General features: G+C 32.7%; 30 protein-coding genes and 1 tRNA gene. All 31 read right to left on the reverse strand.

The genetic code is table 11. The annotated features are described in order from the left end of the window. Positions 1-77 precede the first annotated feature (77 nt). Positions 78-443 carry a hypothetical protein gene (locus tag FYJ83_RS10810; protein ID WP_154440466.1) on the reverse strand — a complete coding sequence of 122 codons (366 nt, stop codon included), beginning with the start codon at positions 441-443 and terminating at the stop codon, positions 78-80. A 1-nt stretch (position 444) separates the two neighbouring features. Then, positions 445-930: a hypothetical protein gene (locus FYJ83_RS19685; protein ID WP_195837984.1), complete on the reverse strand. Its 486-nt coding sequence runs from the start codon at positions 928-930 to the stop codon at positions 445-447. A 24-nt stretch (positions 931-954) separates the two neighbouring features. Continuing rightward, positions 955-1533, reverse strand: coding sequence for a head-tail adaptor protein (locus tag FYJ83_RS10820; protein WP_154440467.1), 579 nt, complete (start codon positions 1531-1533; stop codon positions 955-957). After that, complete coding sequence (locus FYJ83_RS10825) at positions 1530-1970, reverse strand: hypothetical protein (RefSeq protein ID WP_154440468.1); 441 nt, start codon at positions 1968-1970, stop codon at positions 1530-1532. The genes FYJ83_RS10820 and FYJ83_RS10825 overlap by 4 nt, the downstream gene beginning before the upstream one ends. 18 nt (positions 1971-1988) lie before the next feature. Then, on the reverse strand, positions 1989-3074 hold the full coding sequence (locus FYJ83_RS10830; protein WP_154440469.1) for a phage major capsid protein: 1086 nt from the start codon (positions 3072-3074) through the stop codon (positions 1989-1991). 22 nt (positions 3075-3096) lie between these two features. After that, entirely contained in the window at positions 3097-3495 is a 399-nt protein-coding gene (locus tag FYJ83_RS10835; RefSeq protein WP_154440470.1) for a hypothetical protein, read from the reverse strand. Positions 3496-3557: 62 nt separating this feature from the next. Beyond that, positions 3558-3734, reverse strand: coding sequence for a hypothetical protein (locus tag FYJ83_RS10840; protein ID WP_154440471.1), 177 nt, complete (start codon positions 3732-3734; stop codon positions 3558-3560). Between the two features lie 63 nt (positions 3735-3797). Next, the gene (locus tag FYJ83_RS10845; RefSeq protein ID WP_154440472.1) at positions 3798-5156 is read right to left on the reverse strand and encodes a hypothetical protein; all 1359 of its coding nucleotides are present in this window, start codon (positions 5154-5156) and stop codon (positions 3798-3800) included. Beyond that, on the reverse strand, positions 5149-5316 hold the full coding sequence (locus FYJ83_RS10850; RefSeq protein WP_154440473.1) for a hypothetical protein: 168 nt from the start codon (positions 5314-5316) through the stop codon (positions 5149-5151). The genes FYJ83_RS10845 and FYJ83_RS10850 overlap by 8 nt, the downstream gene beginning before the upstream one ends. After that, on the reverse strand, positions 5288-6667 hold the full coding sequence (locus FYJ83_RS10855; protein WP_154440474.1) for a hypothetical protein: 1380 nt from the start codon (positions 6665-6667) through the stop codon (positions 5288-5290). Before FYJ83_RS10855 ends, FYJ83_RS10850 begins: the two co-directional genes overlap by 29 nt. A gap of 13 nt (positions 6668-6680) precedes the next feature. Beyond that, complete coding sequence (locus FYJ83_RS10860) at positions 6681-7085, reverse strand: hypothetical protein (RefSeq protein WP_154440475.1); 405 nt, start codon at positions 7083-7085, stop codon at positions 6681-6683. Positions 7086-7100: 15 nt separating this feature from the next. Then, on the reverse strand, positions 7101-7373 hold the full coding sequence (locus FYJ83_RS10865) for a hypothetical protein (RefSeq protein WP_154440477.1): 273 nt from the start codon (positions 7371-7373) through the stop codon (positions 7101-7103). Then, complete coding sequence (locus FYJ83_RS10870) at positions 7357-7602, reverse strand: hypothetical protein (RefSeq protein ID WP_154440479.1); 246 nt, start codon at positions 7600-7602, stop codon at positions 7357-7359. Before FYJ83_RS10870 ends, FYJ83_RS10865 begins: the two co-directional genes overlap by 17 nt. A gap of 371 nt (positions 7603-7973) precedes the next feature. Further along, positions 7974-10712 carry an LAGLIDADG family homing endonuclease gene (locus FYJ83_RS10875; protein WP_154440481.1) on the reverse strand — a complete coding sequence of 913 codons (2739 nt, stop codon included), beginning with the start codon at positions 10710-10712 and terminating at the stop codon, positions 7974-7976. Between the two features lie 29 nt (positions 10713-10741). Beyond that, positions 10742-10870 (reverse strand): hypothetical protein, encoded by a 129-nt coding sequence (locus tag FYJ83_RS20290; RefSeq protein WP_268233520.1) that lies wholly within the window; start codon positions 10868-10870, stop codon positions 10742-10744. A gap of 1 nt (position 10871) precedes the next feature. Beyond that, positions 10872-11273 (reverse strand): hypothetical protein, encoded by a 402-nt coding sequence (locus tag FYJ83_RS10880; RefSeq protein ID WP_154440483.1) that lies wholly within the window; start codon positions 11271-11273, stop codon positions 10872-10874. A 175-nt stretch (positions 11274-11448) separates the two neighbouring features. After that, positions 11449-11649 (reverse strand): hypothetical protein, encoded by a 201-nt coding sequence (locus FYJ83_RS10885; protein ID WP_154440485.1) that lies wholly within the window; start codon positions 11647-11649, stop codon positions 11449-11451. A gap of 11 nt (positions 11650-11660) precedes the next feature. After that, positions 11661-12149 (reverse strand): dual specificity protein phosphatase family protein, encoded by a 489-nt coding sequence (locus tag FYJ83_RS10890; RefSeq protein ID WP_154440487.1) that lies wholly within the window; start codon positions 12147-12149, stop codon positions 11661-11663. Beyond that, on the reverse strand, positions 12150-12467 hold the full coding sequence (locus FYJ83_RS10895) for a hypothetical protein (RefSeq protein WP_154440489.1): 318 nt from the start codon (positions 12465-12467) through the stop codon (positions 12150-12152). Further along, a complete protein-coding gene (locus FYJ83_RS10900) occupies positions 12454-12738 on the reverse strand; it encodes a hypothetical protein (protein WP_154440490.1) in 285 nt (94 codons plus the stop codon). Before FYJ83_RS10900 ends, FYJ83_RS10895 begins: the two co-directional genes overlap by 14 nt. Positions 12739-12759: 21 nt before the next feature. Beyond that, on the reverse strand, positions 12760-12912 hold the full coding sequence (locus tag FYJ83_RS10905) for a hypothetical protein (RefSeq protein WP_154440492.1): 153 nt from the start codon (positions 12910-12912) through the stop codon (positions 12760-12762). A gap of 15 nt (positions 12913-12927) precedes the next feature. Beyond that, entirely contained in the window at positions 12928-13575 is a 648-nt protein-coding gene (locus tag FYJ83_RS10910; RefSeq protein ID WP_154440494.1) for an ERCC4 domain-containing protein, read from the reverse strand. 9 nt (positions 13576-13584) lie between these two features. Continuing rightward, positions 13585-14100 (reverse strand): hypothetical protein, encoded by a 516-nt coding sequence (locus tag FYJ83_RS10915; protein WP_154440495.1) that lies wholly within the window; start codon positions 14098-14100, stop codon positions 13585-13587. Between the two features lie 5 nt (positions 14101-14105). Continuing rightward, positions 14106-14429, reverse strand: coding sequence for a hypothetical protein (locus FYJ83_RS10920; protein ID WP_154440497.1), 324 nt, complete (start codon positions 14427-14429; stop codon positions 14106-14108). A 1-nt stretch (position 14430) separates the two neighbouring features. Further along, a complete protein-coding gene (locus FYJ83_RS10925) occupies positions 14431-14916 on the reverse strand; it encodes a hypothetical protein (protein ID WP_154440499.1) in 486 nt (161 codons plus the stop codon). After that, positions 14891-15127 carry a hypothetical protein gene (locus FYJ83_RS10930; RefSeq protein WP_154440501.1) on the reverse strand — a complete coding sequence of 79 codons (237 nt, stop codon included), beginning with the start codon at positions 15125-15127 and terminating at the stop codon, positions 14891-14893. Before FYJ83_RS10930 ends, FYJ83_RS10925 begins: the two co-directional genes overlap by 26 nt. Continuing rightward, positions 15117-15311 carry a hypothetical protein gene (locus tag FYJ83_RS10935; protein WP_154440503.1) on the reverse strand — a complete coding sequence of 65 codons (195 nt, stop codon included), beginning with the start codon at positions 15309-15311 and terminating at the stop codon, positions 15117-15119. Before FYJ83_RS10935 ends, FYJ83_RS10930 begins: the two co-directional genes overlap by 11 nt. Beyond that, positions 15308-15610, reverse strand: a complete 303-nt coding sequence (locus tag FYJ83_RS10940; protein WP_154440505.1) for a hypothetical protein — start codon at positions 15608-15610, stop codon at positions 15308-15310. Before FYJ83_RS10940 ends, FYJ83_RS10935 begins: the two co-directional genes overlap by 4 nt. Before the next feature lie 161 nt (positions 15611-15771). Further along, positions 15772-15859: transfer RNA gene (locus FYJ83_RS10945), tRNA-Ser, on the reverse strand. Positions 15860-15894: 35 nt separating this feature from the next. After that, the gene (locus FYJ83_RS10950) at positions 15895-16539 is read right to left on the reverse strand and encodes a GIY-YIG nuclease family protein (RefSeq protein ID WP_154440507.1); all 645 of its coding nucleotides are present in this window, start codon (positions 16537-16539) and stop codon (positions 15895-15897) included. A gap of 14 nt (positions 16540-16553) precedes the next feature. Further along, a complete protein-coding gene (locus FYJ83_RS10955; RefSeq protein WP_195837985.1) occupies positions 16554-17180 on the reverse strand; it encodes a hypothetical protein in 627 nt (208 codons plus the stop codon). Between the last annotated feature and the right edge of the window lie 546 nt (positions 17181-17726).

The following is a 17726-nucleotide window of genomic DNA, read 5'->3' on the forward strand; positions in this document are numbered from 1 at the left end:
CTCATTTCTAAGAATAAACCCATTATCTTTGATAGTGTTTATGATAGTATTTTCATTCCACTTTTGAAGGGGGTATCTCATTTCATCATCAGTCCTTGCATAATCTTATTGCCTTTAGCCATATATCCTTTCTGTTTCTTATCCCAATTTTTCTGATACTTCTTTACATTGAAGGGTGGGGCAGAGGTACGACTTTTCATTGCCATACATAAAATTCCACAAAGATAATATATACCAGCATTAGCAAGTTGATTAAACTTTTCTTCGGTATCAATTTTCTTGCCAAGAGAAGTCATCTTATCCATACTAGGAGCAAGTAGTTGCTTCATTCCATCAATGTTTAAATCAGCATCAATAACACTGTTTGGGAGTAAAGTTTCATCTACTGTAAGCATCTTTCTAACTTTATCGTGATAACCTTCACCTAAATATTCTTCATACATATTACTTATCTCCTTTCTCTTCTTGATTAGATAGCACCTTATCCAATAATTTATTTCCTATTTGTCTAAACTTCTGATAATCTGGATTTTCAGGGTCACTATTCCAACCGAGATATTCTTTGGGAGATTTATTTAATGCACTTTTAGCCATATCAAAAGAATTTTGAGCTTTTAATTCTTTAATAAATTTAGGTATTTCTTTATCAGACAACAAAACCTCTCTTAATACTCTATGGTCCATATTAAATAAGAAATTATAAACCAATAAGGCATATCTTAATTCTTCATAATCAGGTTTTTTATTATCCTTAACATCTTCAATTATTTCATATAGAGTTCTCATTACTGATTCCAGTTCATTACGGAAATAACCTTCTTGGTATCCATCGGCAAATCTTAGATATATGCGTTTTTTATCTTCAGCAATTTGAGTTCCAATTTGACCAGCACGAGTATTTTCATAATCTTCCTTAACTTTATATTTCATAAAATTACCTCCATAATTTTATTTTTAATCAGGTCTATTATCCATACCTAATTGAACTCTTGCTACTCCCTCAAGACCAATATCATCTATAGATACTACTTCATAATTCTTTCCACCATGAACGAATCTATCAAGCAATGCAACTCCTAGAGTTTTAGGAACTTGGAATATATATACTGCATTATCTTCTAGTCCAGTTTCGACTTCTCTCATTCTAGAAGTAATGATTTCGCCATAACAAGCTACATCTGAATTGATCGTTTGCCACTCCTGGATAGGATTGAAATTCTCATCCACATCTTCAACATATCTTTTATGCTGAATAGTAGCATTACACTTAGCAGAGAAGAAAGCACATTCCATAGATGCATGGTCATAGTTAGTAGATTGAATCAAATACTTATTATCCCTAATAGTAATGGTTTCTCCACTTTTAAGGTTGGAATCGGCAAGAATTAATCCTTCCCAATATCCCTCACGAATACCTAAATCTCTACTTGCCTTTGTGGAACGTTTTATTGATACTTTAGAATGCAAGGGAATAGGGCGATTAATAATGCAATCTTGACCCTTAGATTTTAGGAATTTTTCAGCATAACTCATATTAGCCACTTCCTTATAGGATAAGTAACTGTAAAGTGGGGGAGTGAAGAGGGGAGATCATTAGGAAATTCTAACTCAAATAACTTTCCTATATAAGAATCTCTTTCCTCTTTAAATTCAGCTTTTTTATTATCCCAGTTAATATATAGTTCATGACTTGCATGAGGGCCACCTTCTTTTTTAGGTAATCTAGCAGACATAGAAGGAGAGAGTAGTATACAACATTCTAGAACAACAGCAGTTTCAAGGTATGCCCTAGAATCGCCACCTATGGCGATATTTTCATAGCCAGGTATCATTGATATAATATTAGCTTCAGCTATAGTAATTATATCTGGTTTGTTTATATCTTCATTAGGAAGATAAGGTTCAGATACGCCCATTCTAGAACGTATCCTATCTTCGTAACCTTCATTTATTAAAATCCTATTTGGCATAGGGGAGACACCCCCTTATTATTCAATAGTTAATATTCTAGCACCATCAGCAAAGATTTTACGGAATCCACTGTTTTCAGATACAGTCAATAACTCGGTTTGATTCTTAATAAATTTATCAGCTTCACTTATAGAAGAACCAACTTCGAATAATTCCTCGATAGTGTTATTTCTATTAAGACCATAAATAGCTTCTTTACCGTTTATTTTTTCAATATTAGGGCTATATAGTAATGTAGTATTAGCTATTAGGCCTTGTGGTAAAGTAGTTTTAACATTTAATCCATTAGCTAATAATTCATCCATCTTTGATGCTACTTCAAATTTAGGATATAACACTTCTAGGATTTGAATTAATCCATCTTCATTTGCAACGATAGTATCACAATTATATGGATAGAACTTCAGTAAGAATTTTATCCATGCAGTTCTAGTGATAGTAGTTGCAGCAGCATCGAAATCTTTTACTTTGTGAGAAGGAGCAGCATTGCCGTTTCCGTCACCATCTTTTATAACTTCTATGATCTCGGCTATTTTGTTATTGGCAGCATCAACGCCAATTCTATCGATATGTCGTTTAAACATTTCAATATCCATTCTTCTTAATGCTTCATATGAAGCTTCTACAGCACGACCGTATTTGTAGAAAGATATAGCAGTTCCACCAATTCTAAGCTTAGCAACTGGCAAATCAGCAGCTTCTGTAACTCTTCTCATTTCAGTAGCTTTCTTATTCTTAGGGTCACTAAAATCTAAATAAGAAGCTTTATAAACGTTAGAGTCTATAGGAGTTCTTTGAGCCACTAAGTAGTTATATAGAGGGAACTCTTGCATAGATTGTACTAATGTCCTTGCTACAAACTCTGGAAATAATACTTTGTTTTCATTTGTTCTGTAGAAAGATTCAACTTTAGAAGCAAAGAGATTTTTCTCAGGAATAGATTGTGTTAATATTCCAGCTTCTTTCATAAGTCTTTCAAAAGCATCAAGCTTTCCACCTTCTTGTGTTGGATCTAAACTTTCTAAATAAGATGAAAAAGTCATCTCTTTAGAGTGAGCTTGATTATATAATTCACTTGTTAAATTGTTTAATGTAATTTTCATATTATAGTCATCTCCTTTCAAATTAACCTAAAAATACAGTTGCTACTTTTGCTATAGTATCTACTTCTACAACAATTGGATTTCTTAACTTTGCAGTAGTACCACTGTCTTTTATCTTTCCAGTACCATCAACAGCTGCTATCTTACCTACGGTTGGAGCAATTGCACCTATAGGTACATCAGTCCTAAATCCATCAACTTGAACAGTTACATGGCCGTCATCTTCATATACATCTATAAATCCAAATACAGTGTCGCCATCAGTACCTAAATCAACTGTTTGAGCTCCACTAACAACTACAGGAACACCGACAACTACATCTCTGTTAGCAGCAGATACTAAAGCCTTAATTCCTGCACCAGCTTTAAAAGTTACTCCTCTAAAGCCTATACCTTCAAAACTAATTCCACCTCTTGCCATTATTCAACACATCCTTTCCTAAATTTGGGCATAAAAATAACCACTATATTCCAGTGGTTTGCCTATTGATTATTTAAATCTTTTTCTAATGCTTCAATTGTTTCAGATAATTTTTTCTTTACCTCTCCACATTCATCCATTCTTTTTCTTAAATGAGAGAGTACTTCTTCATTTTCTAAATATCTATTTTTTTCATAGTCTAGTCTGTTTTTTATAATTTCCTTAGTGATATCGTGCATGAAAACACCTCCTAATGGTTATTTGCTTTCTTAAACCATTTTCGTGACGTCACGAAGATGGTATTACTTACCTACTTTGAAAGCATCATCTGGGATTGACATACTTTGTTTTTGTCCAGCTCCTGGGTCAGTTTGTCTGCCAGCTGGAATACCAGCATTAGCTTGAAGTTCCCATGTTTTCATTATATCTTTGATATTGTTAGTTCCCATAACCTCAAAACTCTTTTTCCAAGTTTCAGTTGGGAAGTCATTCCCCATAGCACGAACACCCATAGCTATAGCTTCATCTGATAGGGACTTATGATATTCTTGACCTTCTTTAGCTAGTTTCATTAAATCATTACCAGATACACCTTCACCTAATTCCTCTTTTATTTCATATAGAGGAATACCTAAGTATTCAGTAGTGCTTAAAATACCTTCAGCTGGCTTTAGTGGTTCAACACTAGCTTTAATGGTTTCTACCATTCCATCCCACTTTTCAGCTAATTGGATTAGTATTCCTTGGAAATCATAATTACCATCACTATCAGTAACTTCAATTTCAAAAGACTCAAGCATTTTATTTAAATTCTCATTCATTAATTCTTCACTTCCTTTCGGTTTTTCATCTTCGATTCCACCTAAACCAAATATTTTATTATGGTCTGATTTTTTAACCATAGTGACGATATTCCCATTACAGTATTGTCCTAGCAATGGAGTATTTTCAGGTAATTCTTCTTTAGTGTCAATAATACTAAACTTACCAGAAGGAGTTTCTATAATATCACCGTGTTTAGATTGAGTTACTACAGCACCAGGATAAGCGCCATCCCAAACGATAGATTCTTCAAATAATGCATTGTTATTGTATGGAATTATGATAGAAGGGGGCATAGCTGTTAATGTACATACCTTTTGAGTTCCATCACCCATTTCATAAGTAGAACCTTTCCAATGTCTACATTTACCACCATAGTAGTTTTCTCCACATATAGAACACTTCATAATGTCAGTACTAAATCCTATTGAAGTATCAGAAAGGATTCCAGTTTCAATTCTCTTTATAAGAGCATTAGCTGAAACTCCATCTATAATTTCATCATCTCTAAAAATGAACTTATCTAAATGAAGTTCCATAGTTTCATTCTCATTATCACTAGGTATAATTCTACCATCAAATACTTTTCCATAAGGTATTCCTTGAATTCCGCCCCAATTATTCCAATTATGATTAAGCATAAAGGATACACCATGCTTAGCATCAGCAACCATTACTTGTAATAGTTCAAGACTTAGCTTAGTATTTCTATTGGGTATCATCATATCCCCAGCAGATTTTCCAGAGAATACAAATACCTCATCTTTAGATAAAGTTCTTTTAGCTAATTTATTAATTTTAGCTAGTTGTTCATCTGTTGGGATTCCAAAATTACTCATTTAAATCACCTTCTTTCTTACCAAAATACTTTTCCTCTTCTTGTTTACAGAATTCTACACATAAACAACCTACACAATCTAAGCAACCGTGTAATTCCTTAGGGGATTCAGCGAAAGGGATTGTATTATTATCACTTTGATTCTTTGGTTTTGTCTTCAAATTTAACACCTCCTGAACTAAAACTTATTCTTATGTTTTCGCTAGGAGTATCACTAGTAGCTTTTTCATTACCCATAACTTCTTGAGAAGCTTTATCTGCATCAATCCATCCCATTAATTGGGCTATTACATAAAACTCTTGCTTCATTAATGCTACTGTTTGTTTATCTTCTTCACTTTGCCAATTAACTACCCCGTGTTTAAACTTGGCAATAGCTTGCTCACCATTGACCCTCAACCATAGTCTAGCAATTTCTTCTATGAGTCGCTTAGAGCCTCTTTGACATGATTTTATTCCTTGGGTCATGATGAGGAATTCTACTGTAGACCAAGTTTCAGTTTTCCCAGCAGACCTATTAGCAAAGGTACCTAATTGTTTAAGACCATTTAGGACTTGAACATCTACAAGCTCGTTTATAGCTCTAACATCAAGACTTCTTCCAGAGTTAGCACCTTGATTCATATTAATAGTTACATCATCAAAATGAACATAGTCAGAATCGGGAGCAATGTTTTGCATCATATTGACTATATTATTGTATTGAGAATCTAACCATTCTTGAAGTCTTTTAGGGTCATTTTTAATATGAGCAGGACAATAGGTCATAAGTCTTTCTAAAACAATAGTTATATCATTTCGAGGGTAGCCTTGATGATGTAGTACTGCTTGTAAGTCCTGTAGTATTTGCATTTGAAAATCTATAGCTTGAAGAACAGGGGACATAGTAAGTGTTCCTCGTGGGTCGCCAATGTCAGGGTCAGCAGGAACCCAAAAGAAGTTAGCATTGTCTTTATCAAGATAAACTTTCTTATTCATACTGTATTGAAATGGTACCCATGTTTTTTTACCTTTAATTGTCTTTAGTTCCCATTCAATAGTTTGAGGTTTGACAGGGTAGACATCATAAATATCTTTTCTATCAGCTGTAACTTCAACCTCAACACCCATAGCACCTAATAAGAATGAACTATAGTGCAATTGGTCTATTAATCCATCAAGTCCACTATTTGATATTTCATTTATTCTAGATGCAAAATCTCTCCATCTATCTTCTAAATCAGTTCTTCTAGTTTTGCCATCAATAGCATAGAAGTGCATTTCATTACCTTGATTAGCTAATCTCACAAAGTTCCATACTGCCATAGATACATCAGGATTAACTCTTTTTAAATATTCTATAGCTGCAGCTTCCTCTGGAATACTTCTTAAAGTTTTAAGCACATCACCAGTTCGTGATTTAAAAGGGGAGAGGGTAGAGGCGTAACCATTATTTATTTGAGTTTGCCTACCAGTAGGAATATGTCTAGGTTCAGCTCTTGCTCTTGCAAATTGTCTATTAGAAAGTCCCATATTACATCACCTCTTAATATTCCAATACGGAAAGTTTAGTTTCTTTTTCACATATAGCATAGACCTCACCATGCCAATTATCTAAATTAATACTGCCGCCATTACCAAATGCAAGGGAGGTATCAGGAGCCAATACAAAGTGAAAGTCATCTTTAGATACTTCACTATCTAGTTTGATATAGCAAGGTTCTAAGCCTATGTTTTGTATTATGAGTTTATTTCTATCTTCATTTTCATGTAGCATAAGACTAGCTAAATTATTAATCTTTTTAATAGGTTCTTCATTAGCTATATAATTTTCTTCTTTAGTAAGTTTATTATCTATGGATTTAAGTGGTTCTAAGAGTTCAGCACTAGATTTTATTATCCAATTTGCTATCCTATCGATACCTTGTATAAGATTATTCCAAAACTTCATATACATCACCTACCTTTAAAATTCCAATTTTTCAATCTCATCTAATATTTGGGCCTTAGCTAGATTGACTATTCGCATGTTGTTTTCAACTAATTCTTTTATTAATTGAATATCTGATTTATTAACTTCAAATTCTCCATCATTAACTAAATTTACAGCCCAAGCCATCATTTTAGCTGGTCTGACAGTACTAGACATAGCCAATATATCAGCTAATATGTCATTTAATTTTTCAGGCAAAGGTTCACCTTTAAGACTTATTAGGTTTTTATCAAGATTTAGCTTCATTCTGTGTCACCTTCAATCCAAATTCCTCAGATAATCCATCAATAACATGTTCTGCAATTTCTTTTGTCATTTCTTCAATACTCATATTGGGATTAGACTCAAATTTATTAGCTATCGACTCAGCCATCTTATCCGAAGAACTTTCCATGGTGTTTTGAAGTTGCTGTGCAAATAATAGCACTGCTGTAGAAAATTTTGTTTCAAATTGTTTTTCCTGTTTTTTATCCATTTAATTACCTCCTAATTTAATTATTTACATTGGCTTTTAGGCTTTCCACACCTACAACACCTATAGCCCAATCCTTCAAAGTATTTGATTTTATGTCTAAACCACCAAAAGCATTTATTCTTTTTCATAAATACACCTCCAATGTTTAATGAAATCCCTTATTGGTAACCATAGAAAAAAGAAAAATATTAATATAAATGCTAGAGATTCTATGAGAAATTGTTTCATAAAACCACCTCCAAATAGTTATATGTAGTCACTGCACCAAGGAAGGACGGTCGGAGGTAGACCAAACCCTATAATATCCTTGGTTATTGACAGTGTGGTATATAAAAAACAACCTCAATAGAGATTGCTTGATATAACATTTATTAATTTGATTTACTTATTCCACCAACTCTACCAACCCAAGGTAATAATAGAGCAGGGGATTGGAAATCACTAAAACAGAAGTACAATGCAGATACTATATCGTCATGGCCTGAATCTGTAGCATTATGATATTGAGTAGAACGACCTTCTCTATCTACTGAAACATAATCTTGTAATTGTTTTTCAACCTCGGTACTCCAAGGGATTTGACACCATTGTTGCTCGACTACAACTGCAAAGTCCTCAACTAGTTTAGCTTTGTTGTTACCTTGCTCATTAATAGGTACATTAGGTATTCCTCTTTTAGTAAGCTGTGAACCTATGGTTTCACCAAGTCCAGTTTGACCAAAGTTTACAGTAGCCCCATTGTAGAGCCTTGAATACATAGCTAATCTATCCCATTGAGCATCCCAGCCAAGTCTACTCATAAGGTCTATTTTAACTACTTTACCTTTGCTATCCCTAATAACGCAAGGCTTACCATCACCTTTAGATGCAGGGTCATAGCCTATAGTATATGTTTCGAATGGGTCAACTTTTTCCCATTCAGACCAAAATTCAGCCATAGCTTCATCTGAACGACAATCGAGTGGAGGCCTAATGAGAACTCTATCATAATGAGGGAATACAGAGTTAATCTCCATAATAAATTCAGCTAGATAATCTTGCCTATATCTATCATTAGTCATTCCCATCTTAATCTCATCTTCAAAGGTGATAGGATTACCCATTGAATCCTCTCCGACTATGGTATATCTCTTTTTACCCATATGAGGGTTATCCCAAGTTGAGAAATGAAATGTCTCATAAGAGGGGGAATAGAGGGAAGAATCTTTATCTCCCATTAAGGCTAACTTATAAAAATAAGTTCTACCTCTTGGAGTACTGTTAATTAGGGCAATTCCACCTTTACCACCTGGACCTCTACCAGGTGAGTCAAGCCTTTGTCGAAGGTTTGCCCAAACTGTATCAAGCTCTTTAACTCTAGCAGCTTCCGTTATAGTTACAATATCAAGACCAACACCAACAAGAGTTTCAGGGTCATCTGCCGAGTGAATTTCTATAATTCCACCATTAATAGTTTCTATAGTAAGATTAGATAGTGAAATATCATAAACTAGTTCCTTAGGTAGTAACTTCTTTAAATCACGCCAGTTTTGTCTTGCAAGTCGCATATTAGGTGCAACAATCCACCAGAGGACAGGAGGATTAACATCTATGGATCTTTCTTCATTTTCCATTTCTATAAATCTCATTACACCTTCGCCGATAGAACCTAAGTCCTTTCCAAAACGGTTCCCACAATTATGCGATACTATATTAGATACCAAAAAAGTATCATCATTGGTAGATAAATTATAAACCTTACCTTTGTATTCTCTTGTTTCTACTGATTCTAAAGGTATATATATGGCATCATCTTTAATAAAAGAAAACTCTCTTATATGTTTTGTTTTATCGGAATATCCTAATTCATTAATTAATTGGCTAGAACTACATACAACCATATAGAATGGATTACTATTATTTATTTCCCTACCACGAATCATACTTTTTTCTTTACGAGTATTTTCATGAATGTATGCAGAATACCCCAATCTAGCAAGTAGAAGTTGTAATTGATATGCAAGTTTTCTACTGGCAGTTTTTCCATAGATTCTTAGCTGTTTCTCATCAAAATGACCATCACCGTCAAAATATCCTCTAAGGAAATTAATAATAATATTTCTGTCTTTATGGAGTAAAATATCTTGAGGTATCTGCTTATTACTTGCACCAGTATCAAATTCTTTAGCAAATAATTCAGCTAATGCAGTTGAACAGACAGCCAGTTGAGTAGAGTTATCTAATTCTTTATCATTGGCATGCACAGAATACCCTAATTCCTCATAAATTGTTTTTACTCTCTCGATGAACCCTTTTTCGTGAGTTCCCAAACTATAATCAACAGTACAATTACTTGTACTCCCATCAGCCATATATAAGCCTAGTAACCAAGCAGTTTTCTCATTTATAGGAAAATGAGGCTTATAATGTTTCTTTCTTGTTTCAAGTTTACGCATTTTCCATTTATCGATATTTGTAGTTCCTTCTAATCTAGGTATTTTCAAACACCACTTAACGTATTGAGTTTGCTCATTTAAATATTTTTCAACATCACAAGCCTTTACCCAAATAGATTCTTCTACATTCCAGATAGTTTTTTTAGGTCGCTTACCTTTTTTAAAAGCCTTATAATTATCATTTCTAATAACTTTAGTAAGTAAAATAGGGTGTTCATCTGTAACCTCAAATGGCAAAATAAAACGAGCATTTATTTTATATAAAAGCCCGTCATAATCATTCACTATTTTTCTATATACCTTGTTTAATTTTCTATTGTTGCCAAATACATAGTCATCAACATTCACATCTTCTATAGACTTATTTGCCCCTAAAATAAATTCACCAGGAGGTAAACAAACTAAAATCTTAAATCTGGCTTCACTATCATGAATCTTCTGTTGTGCAGCATGGGGAGAGTAGGGGATAGTGACTTTCTTAAATCCATTGGCTTTAGCCATTCTACATGAGCCACAAGTCTTTTGATTATTGTACCTATTTTGAGAAGGCACCCAAATTCTTTCGAACGGTTTCCCACATTCAGCACATATTCCAATTCTTTCAGCAGAAGAATGTTGTATATATTTTTCATTTATACGGTCAATTCGACCAATTGAGCCACCTTTTCTAGGCATAATATCACCTTCCAAAGTAGGCTCAAGGCTCAAATATTTACTTCTATTTCTTTTTTACATTGTTTGCACCATATAAATATCTTTTTAGCTTTACTTTCTTTTTCTATCCTGCATAGTTTTTTACCACAGTGAGGGCAGAGGTACCATTCCTTAGTCATATTAAGACCTCAAATCTCTTACTGGAAGTCCTGCATCTTTTAGAGAGTGCCATATATCAAGAAACATCCTTTTATAGAAACCATTGGCATATCTGCGGGAACCATCTCCCCAGTCACTGTATCGTTCCATAAACCTTATATCTATCGGCTCACTATTATCAGATAAAGCGAGATTTATGCAGTGAATAGTTGTTTTTCCAGTAGCTCTATTTCTAGCATGGCATCTTTTGCCATTAAATCGAGTTATACAAGACTTAACGACACTTTCTTTAAAAGAGAATAATAAGCAAGGGCATATATCAGGAAAAGGGGTTCTGTTAATTAGCCACTCTTTCTGCCATGGATAAAGTTTTATATTTAAAGCTTTTTCAATCAAATGTATAGTTTCTTCTGTTATTTTCATACAATCACCTACTTTCAGGCATAAAAAAACCACCCTAAAGAGTGGTAAATAGTTTATATTTGGCAGGCACGGCAGGAATCGAACCCCTTAATGTTGGATTTGGAGACCAACTGCAACCCAATTGCATTATTTCGTGGTATATGTAACCCGTTAATTTCAACGGGTTTAAATTTTATTAATCTTCTAAAACTTCAACTGTTATTTTGATTTTCTTATTATGAAATTCTTTTAATAAATCTTCTATAATGCCTACATAAGACTCATCATCATAAAAATTTGCACCTTTTGTTTTATACAAAAATCCCCCAGAGATAGGCACTCCCATATCCTCGTTTACATCATATTCAAACCAGCCTATAATTTCTTTTTTATCCATATTATCCACCCCTAAAATGGAGTATTATAACAATTCCAATTTTCCTTAACAAACCCTCTCATACCAGTACCAGGATTATACTCTGGATATAACTTCAAGAATTCAGCTTCAGCATCTTCCAAAGTATCAACATCAATATACTTATGCTTTACAAGATATAGTAGGGCAATAGAAGGAGAGCGACTGAAACCCTCATTGCAGTGTACTAAAACTTTGAAGCCTTGATTTAGTTTCTCATGAATAAAATCTAAAGCCTTATCAATCATTCCTTTATCAAAGAATATAGACTTTGGAGCATCTACGATATTCATATAAAGTCTGTTTTTTCGTTCAGCCCATAAGTATTCTGGGTGGTCTTTAGGAGCACCTCTGCCAGTATATCCTAATAGTTGTCGGTGAAATGGTTCTTTACATGCATGAACTATAGCTAATTCTCTAAGTTCAACTTCACCAACATCATTTTCATTACCAACAAATAAATTTTTAATAATTTCTTTCATTTACATTACCCCCATTTTTATTTGTAATTTTAATTTTAAAGTAATCATTAAAGACTTCAAATTAAAAAGCAATCCTAAATCTTTAAGGTATCTATAAGACAATTTAAAATTTATTTTACGAATTATTAGCCATTCTAAAAAATCAAGAATATCAAATTTAGTAGTATCTTGTAAGTAGTTTAATAATGATGATACATCTATATCAGATAAATCCTTAAACTTTACTCTAAACCAAAACCATTCAAAGACTTCAATAGTTTCGAATCCTGCTAAATGTAAGTTATCTATTTTGTTATTTAAATCATCAACCCAATTCATTGGCAACACCTCGTAATTTCACATCATAAATATAGCCTTTGTCATGGTTTTCTATGTAGAATATAAAAAACTCCCTATAGGAGTTGAGTTCAATAATCTCCATACTGTTCCAGTCAAATTCTTTACAGAATTTTAGAGATATAATTCTCTTAGATATTTTATTGGGTATTGGTGGTAAGGGTGGTTTAGGTGGAGTTACACTTTGATTTTCGTATCCGTTTGATTTTTTCCTCATTGACCCAACAATTAAGCCGAATATGAATTTATCCATTAAACCACCCTCCTATTAGACTTATAATCTGTTGCTGTTCTTTTTCTTATAATGATAAAATCCCCATTGGAAATAAGGTATTCCATCTTCTGTTCCAAATTCACATCCAAATACTAGGCATGAAATTACAAAAGCAATGATTGCTACTGTAATATATTTTAAAAATCGATTCATTTAATCAACTCCAAATTATCTTAAATATTCCCTTACAAAATAATACAACTGATGATAAATAAACAATCCAGCATATTTTTTATCAATAGAATGTATGTCAATATCATGTCTATGACCAAAAGTGAAAAGAGAAGCAATAAATGATTTCTCGTTGTATTGAGTATCGTATTTGTGTTCAATTATATCTTCAAAACTACCAATACCAGCAATAGCATCTTTTAATATATTAAAGTCATTTGTTTTGATACCTGTATCATGAGGAAGTTCATCTATAACTTTTTTAATTTTTTTAAAAGCCAATAAAGCTTCTTTATTTTCTTTTTTCTCAATCATCATAATAAATCTACTATCTTTAGCCCGTATAAACTCGTTTTCAATCCTAGTACGGTCAGTAGTGAAGTTCCCTGATACCTCTTCAAGATGAGCTTTTCTTTCAATTACACAATCAAAATAGGTATCTCTCATAATGCCTAGTTCAGGATTAGCAGGAAGAAAACATGAATAATCCCCATAATCAAGTTTTCTACTGACATGGGGAATCTTTTTATCATCAAAATATTTAATTATATGGTCATTTGCATTTTCTCTAGTATCAACTACTATAGTAATGCTTTTCAATAGTTCATTTAACTCTTTTTCGGTGTATCTGTATTGTCTTATCATGTTATCACCCTAATCATCATTATCTATAGCTACTCCAATGGAGGCAGTACCACCATCGGGAGTCCTAAACTGTGCCATGATCTTAGTTTTCTTTCTACCACCATATTCATCTTGAATAGATGGTTTCATTAGACTTTTCAGTGTGTTTGACATTTTTTCCATGGATTCTGCCATGAATTTTAAGTCCATAGGAGTTAAATCTTCTTTTTCTATTATTTTACTTAAAGTTTCTTTGCTTAATGCCTTATCAGCAACTAGATTTATCCCTTCGATTAATTTTTGGGCAGCATCTAATTTTTTATTATCAACTATAAGTTCCGTTTCCCTTTGCTTAGCTTCTAATACTTGCTTATTGAGAACTGCTAAACTTTCCGTTTTCTCAATGAGTTCATATTTCTGCTCAGCTTCATCATCGGGAGATATAGCAATGGAACCCATAAGAGGATTGAAGGGAAGTAATCCATCTTCTAGAACTTCACCTTCCATAACTTCTATATCTTCAGTTGTGTTTTTCTTTTTAGACATAATAATCACCTCATATAGCGAAAGCCTTGAAACCCTTTCATATATTGAGTTTCTTCACTTCTTAAATCGTCTAATAAAAGTTGGCAACGACCTGACCAAATCCTATTAGTAGTTTCACATAGCATAGAAGAGTTTTCCTGTATATCAATAACTCGCATTGAAGAATCAATCCTATTATTTTTCACAAAATAAACTCTATCACCGATATTTAAACTTTTGGGAGTTCTAGAGAGTGTCCAAAACGCATTATGACCATTTACTAAGATGTTCTTATCTTCTTTTTCATCATTTTTATATTCTGTTTTTGGGATAGTTACGATAATATCCATATCAATCACCATTTTTATTCATAAACTGTGGTCGACGTTGAATAAACTCTTGAACTGCCACAGCTATCATATCATGATAACCAACTTTCATAACTGTCATAGCATTTGCATTATCTACTATGATTTTGAATTCCTCATATAAATCCTTTGGAAAGTTTCTTATATTAACATTTACCACATTACCTCTTTCAATTTTAGGTCTACCTGGAGGTGGAGTAGGAACTTCACCAGTAGATTTCCATTTATCATAATAATCCCTACGAATACCATATTGATTAACCATGCCACCTTTAATAGGTCTTTCAAATTGTTCAAATAGATGTTCAATAGGTTTTAATTCTTCTAAATATTTTATTCCTTCAACCTTTTTTTCACTAACTGCATTTTTAGCCCTAGTCTCAGGAATTCCTTCTATCTTACATATATCAAAGTAGTTATAATAATTTTTAGGAAGTCGCTTATTATGAATTTTTCTTGGTCTTTCCATTTTTATCAACTCCATTAAAATTCCCAAGGTTGGGAATGCATCTAGGTAATGCACATTTATACTTTAATCCAGTCCATGTACCCCAAGGGCAACCATAGCATTTATGACCTTTGCGTTGTTCTTCTTTGATTTTGAATAGACATTTTGCTAATCTGCATTCAAAATTTCCATCTAGTTTTTCAAAATAATATTTGCATTCTTCACATTTCATTTTTATCACCTGCACAAAACTTTGCAAAGTTTTCTAATTCAGGCCACGTTTTGCTTAAAAGTGTTTTTACCGTAGTATTGCAATTTTTCACAATCTCACCTAAAGTAGGCATTTCGCCATTGTTTTTTTCTTCATATTCAGCTAAATAATCTAGTAGCCTTTGAGCTTTTTTTGAAAGTTTCATTTTCTCACACCCTTTTGCACCTTATAAAATTTAGGTTTTTGATTATCTTTGTCAACCTTACTCAAAACTCTTTGTTTATATTTTTCATCAAGAGATATTCTTAAAACAGTACCTCTAAGATATGGACTATAAGGAATTATCTTTTTATCTATCATTTTTAATAGATTCTTACATGTTCCAAGGTACTTTACATGACCATGATTATGATATTTTCCTTTCGTATTTATAATTATATGACCATCTTTATAGTCATCTTCAATTACAATGAATTCTTTATATGTATAGACTAATTTGCCCATAGTATCAACTCCTAGGTATGTAAAAAGACCAAGGGGGATAATCTTGGTCTTAATGTATTGTGTATAAGTAGAATCATTTACCACACATTCACTTATTAGCATCGGCCTTTAAACTTTCAGCCACTTATACATTTAAAATTTAAAGGGGAAATACAAATGAACGGAGAAGGAGAGATTCGAACTCTCGAATGCCATAAGCATTTATGGATTAGCAATCCACTGCCTTCAACCTAACTCGGCCACCTCTCCATGTTAAAACCCATGGCTAAAATCCATGGGTAAAATTAAATTTGATTATGTTTGATTTTTAATTCATTTATTTTATCTAATATGAATTTATCTGGCTTAAACCATTCGCCATTAAGTCTATATGATTCAAATTCATCATGAAATCTTTTTTCATCTTTTTCATTGCCAGCAATTAAGAGCAATATCTGCAATGTATCAGGGTAGCCAGTTTGTAACTGTTTCAATCTTTCTTCTGGTTTCTTAGAGAAGCCAATTTTAATAGCTCCGCCATATTCACCTTGAATAAAATATACAAAACCTTTATACCTCTTCTTATATTTAGTTTCCTTTGCCTTTTCAGCACCAAGTTTTCTGTTTTCAGCAATTTGCTTTTGTCTTAATTCTTCTGATATTTTTTTTGTTTTTTCTTCCTCATTTTTCTTTTTCCAATAACCATCCCATCTAGGGTCACCTTTTGGCCATGAGTATTTTAAGATTTCATTTTTTAAAACACCCATAAACCTTGAGTCATGTTTAAATTTCAACAGCTTTTCTTGTGACTTCCAGACAGAATAAGAAATACTTTTTTCTGTATGACCTTCAAATTCAAGTAACTTTACAAAAGTTTGTAAATTCTCGTCAAATTCCATTCCAAGCACTTCTTCAAATGCTTTCTTGTAGGTCGTTATTCTATAAGACATATCTATCGTCCTTTCTATTTGCTTTTTCCTTTTTTTATATATTTAGATGAAATAAAATAACCTTCGTCTGTATAATAGAGAAGGTCATGTTCTTTCATTAAATTTATCATTTTATTAAGCTTCTTATTGCTACAGCTATAAATATTAAGAAGATCTTTATATTGAATAGGTTTTTTACTTCTTTTGTGGATTAGTTTCCCAGTATTCCATTCAATATACTTTCCAAGGCAAGCTACATATCCTATAAGCTCCTCAACATTTTTTACACCTTGACTTCTTAATTCTTCGATTTCATCTATCATTAGCATTAAATAAGGTTTTTTCCCTCCAGTATGTTTAGGAGTTTCATTGTTTTTTTTATCTGCTTTAGGGTTATGCCAAAGTGGAGGGTATAGGGGTGTAGTTTCCTCTCCATCAACTACGGAAATATATAGACATTCACTATTTTTAGTAAACTCTCTACTAATAGATAAAATTGGTTCGCCAAATTCATTATATAGTAGCATGACATTAGTTTCTTTGTTTGCATAACTCAATATATTTTTGTCCAATCTATCGCCCCTCTCTATGGGCAAAATCATTATTACCTTAGGTGTACAAAGTACACCTTGCAAAAACACCATCAATCCAAGTAAATTCAAGCATTACATGGAAAGTGGTGTGTAATTCGTTTATATAATAGGTTTTCGATAAAACAAAAACACCCCTTTTTCAAGAGATGTTTTAAAATGATTTTTAATATATAAATGTATCCATTTTAATTATAGCATAGCTATCCGAGTATATGTGCAGGAAAATCAAGTAAAAATGCAGTGATTTAGCAGTGAAAATGCGTAAAAATGCAGAGGTTTTGCGTAATCTCGTAATATTTAAGTTATGTATAAGAATTAATAAAAATCTTTTCATGTAACATTATGAGTAACATCATGTGAATTTTGATGTTTTTTATGATGAATTTTTTATGGTTTTCTATGGTATTTTTAATGTTTTTTCGGCTTTAAGGAATGGGATATTTTTTCGAGGACTATCTCTCTGGGCTGAGGTGCAAGAGTCCCCCTGGGGGTACTAGTGTTGCATTAAAGAAATAATTACAGGTTGACATGGAAAAATTTATATAATGAAAAAAAGAACCCCTTGTGTTAAATTGTTTTTGACTAGAAAACAATGAAATGGGGTTCTTTTTTATG

Source organism: Tissierella pigra (genome assembly GCF_009695605.1).
In the GTDB taxonomy this organism is placed as follows: domain Bacteria; phylum Bacillota; class Clostridia; order Tissierellales; family Tissierellaceae; genus Tissierella; species Tissierella pigra.

What these genes read in the sequence shown, in the direction of transcription:
- FYJ83_RS10810 (WP_154440466.1), bottom strand. Translation starts at nt 443, where the DNA reads ATGTATGAAGAATATTTAGGTGAAGGTTATCACGATAAAGTTAGAAAG.
- FYJ83_RS19685 (WP_195837984.1), bottom strand. Translation starts at nt 930, where the DNA reads ATGAAATATAAAGTTAAGGAAGATTATGAAAATACTCGTGCTGGTCAA.
- FYJ83_RS10820 (WP_154440467.1), bottom strand. Translation starts at nt 1,533, where the DNA reads ATGAGTTATGCTGAAAAATTCCTAAAATCTAAGGGTCAAGATTGCATT.
- FYJ83_RS10825 (WP_154440468.1), bottom strand. Translation starts at nt 1,970, where the DNA reads ATGCCAAATAGGATTTTAATAAATGAAGGTTACGAAGATAGGATACGT.
- FYJ83_RS10830 (WP_154440469.1), bottom strand. Translation starts at nt 3,074, where the DNA reads ATGAAAATTACATTAAACAATTTAACAAGTGAATTATATAATCAAGCT.
- FYJ83_RS10835 (WP_154440470.1), bottom strand. Translation starts at nt 3,495, where the DNA reads ATGGCAAGAGGTGGAATTAGTTTTGAAGGTATAGGCTTTAGAGGAGTA.
- FYJ83_RS10840 (WP_154440471.1), bottom strand. Translation starts at nt 3,734, where the DNA reads ATGCACGATATCACTAAGGAAATTATAAAAAACAGACTAGACTATGAA.
- FYJ83_RS10845 (WP_154440472.1), bottom strand. Translation starts at nt 5,156, where the DNA reads ATGAGTAATTTTGGAATCCCAACAGATGAACAACTAGCTAAAATTAAT.
- FYJ83_RS10855 (WP_154440474.1), bottom strand. Translation starts at nt 6,667, where the DNA reads ATGGGACTTTCTAATAGACAATTTGCAAGAGCAAGAGCTGAACCTAGA.
- FYJ83_RS10860 (WP_154440475.1), bottom strand. Translation starts at nt 7,085, where the DNA reads ATGAAGTTTTGGAATAATCTTATACAAGGTATCGATAGGATAGCAAAT.
- FYJ83_RS10865 (WP_154440477.1), bottom strand. Translation starts at nt 7,373, where the DNA reads ATGAAGCTAAATCTTGATAAAAACCTAATAAGTCTTAAAGGTGAACCT.
- FYJ83_RS10870 (WP_154440479.1), bottom strand. Translation starts at nt 7,602, where the DNA reads ATGGATAAAAAACAGGAAAAACAATTTGAAACAAAATTTTCTACAGCA.
- FYJ83_RS10875 (WP_154440481.1), bottom strand. Translation starts at nt 10,712, where the DNA reads ATGCCTAGAAAAGGTGGCTCAATTGGTCGAATTGACCGTATAAATGAA.
- FYJ83_RS20290 (WP_268233520.1), bottom strand. Translation starts at nt 10,870, where the DNA reads ATGACTAAGGAATGGTACCTCTGCCCTCACTGTGGTAAAAAACTATGC.
- FYJ83_RS10880 (WP_154440483.1), bottom strand. Translation starts at nt 11,273, where the DNA reads ATGAAAATAACAGAAGAAACTATACATTTGATTGAAAAAGCTTTAAAT.
- FYJ83_RS10885 (WP_154440485.1), bottom strand. Translation starts at nt 11,649, where the DNA reads ATGGATAAAAAAGAAATTATAGGCTGGTTTGAATATGATGTAAACGAG.
- FYJ83_RS10890 (WP_154440487.1), bottom strand. Translation starts at nt 12,149, where the DNA reads ATGAAAGAAATTATTAAAAATTTATTTGTTGGTAATGAAAATGATGTT.
- FYJ83_RS10895 (WP_154440489.1), bottom strand. Translation starts at nt 12,467, where the DNA reads ATGAATTGGGTTGATGATTTAAATAACAAAATAGATAACTTACATTTA.
- FYJ83_RS10900 (WP_154440490.1), bottom strand. Translation starts at nt 12,738, where the DNA reads ATGGATAAATTCATATTCGGCTTAATTGTTGGGTCAATGAGGAAAAAA.
- FYJ83_RS10905 (WP_154440492.1), bottom strand. Translation starts at nt 12,912, where the DNA reads ATGAATCGATTTTTAAAATATATTACAGTAGCAATCATTGCTTTTGTA.
- FYJ83_RS10910 (WP_154440494.1), bottom strand. Translation starts at nt 13,575, where the DNA reads ATGATAAGACAATACAGATACACCGAAAAAGAGTTAAATGAACTATTG.
- FYJ83_RS10915 (WP_154440495.1), bottom strand. Translation starts at nt 14,100, where the DNA reads ATGTCTAAAAAGAAAAACACAACTGAAGATATAGAAGTTATGGAAGGT.
- FYJ83_RS10920 (WP_154440497.1), bottom strand. Translation starts at nt 14,429, where the DNA reads ATGGATATTATCGTAACTATCCCAAAAACAGAATATAAAAATGATGAA.
- FYJ83_RS10925 (WP_154440499.1), bottom strand. Translation starts at nt 14,916, where the DNA reads ATGGAAAGACCAAGAAAAATTCATAATAAGCGACTTCCTAAAAATTAT.
- FYJ83_RS10930 (WP_154440501.1), bottom strand. Translation starts at nt 15,127, where the DNA reads ATGAAATGTGAAGAATGCAAATATTATTTTGAAAAACTAGATGGAAAT.
- FYJ83_RS10935 (WP_154440503.1), bottom strand. Translation starts at nt 15,311, where the DNA reads ATGAAACTTTCAAAAAAAGCTCAAAGGCTACTAGATTATTTAGCTGAA.
- FYJ83_RS10940 (WP_154440505.1), bottom strand. Translation starts at nt 15,610, where the DNA reads ATGGGCAAATTAGTCTATACATATAAAGAATTCATTGTAATTGAAGAT.
- FYJ83_RS10950 (WP_154440507.1), bottom strand. Translation starts at nt 16,539, where the DNA reads ATGTCTTATAGAATAACGACCTACAAGAAAGCATTTGAAGAAGTGCTT.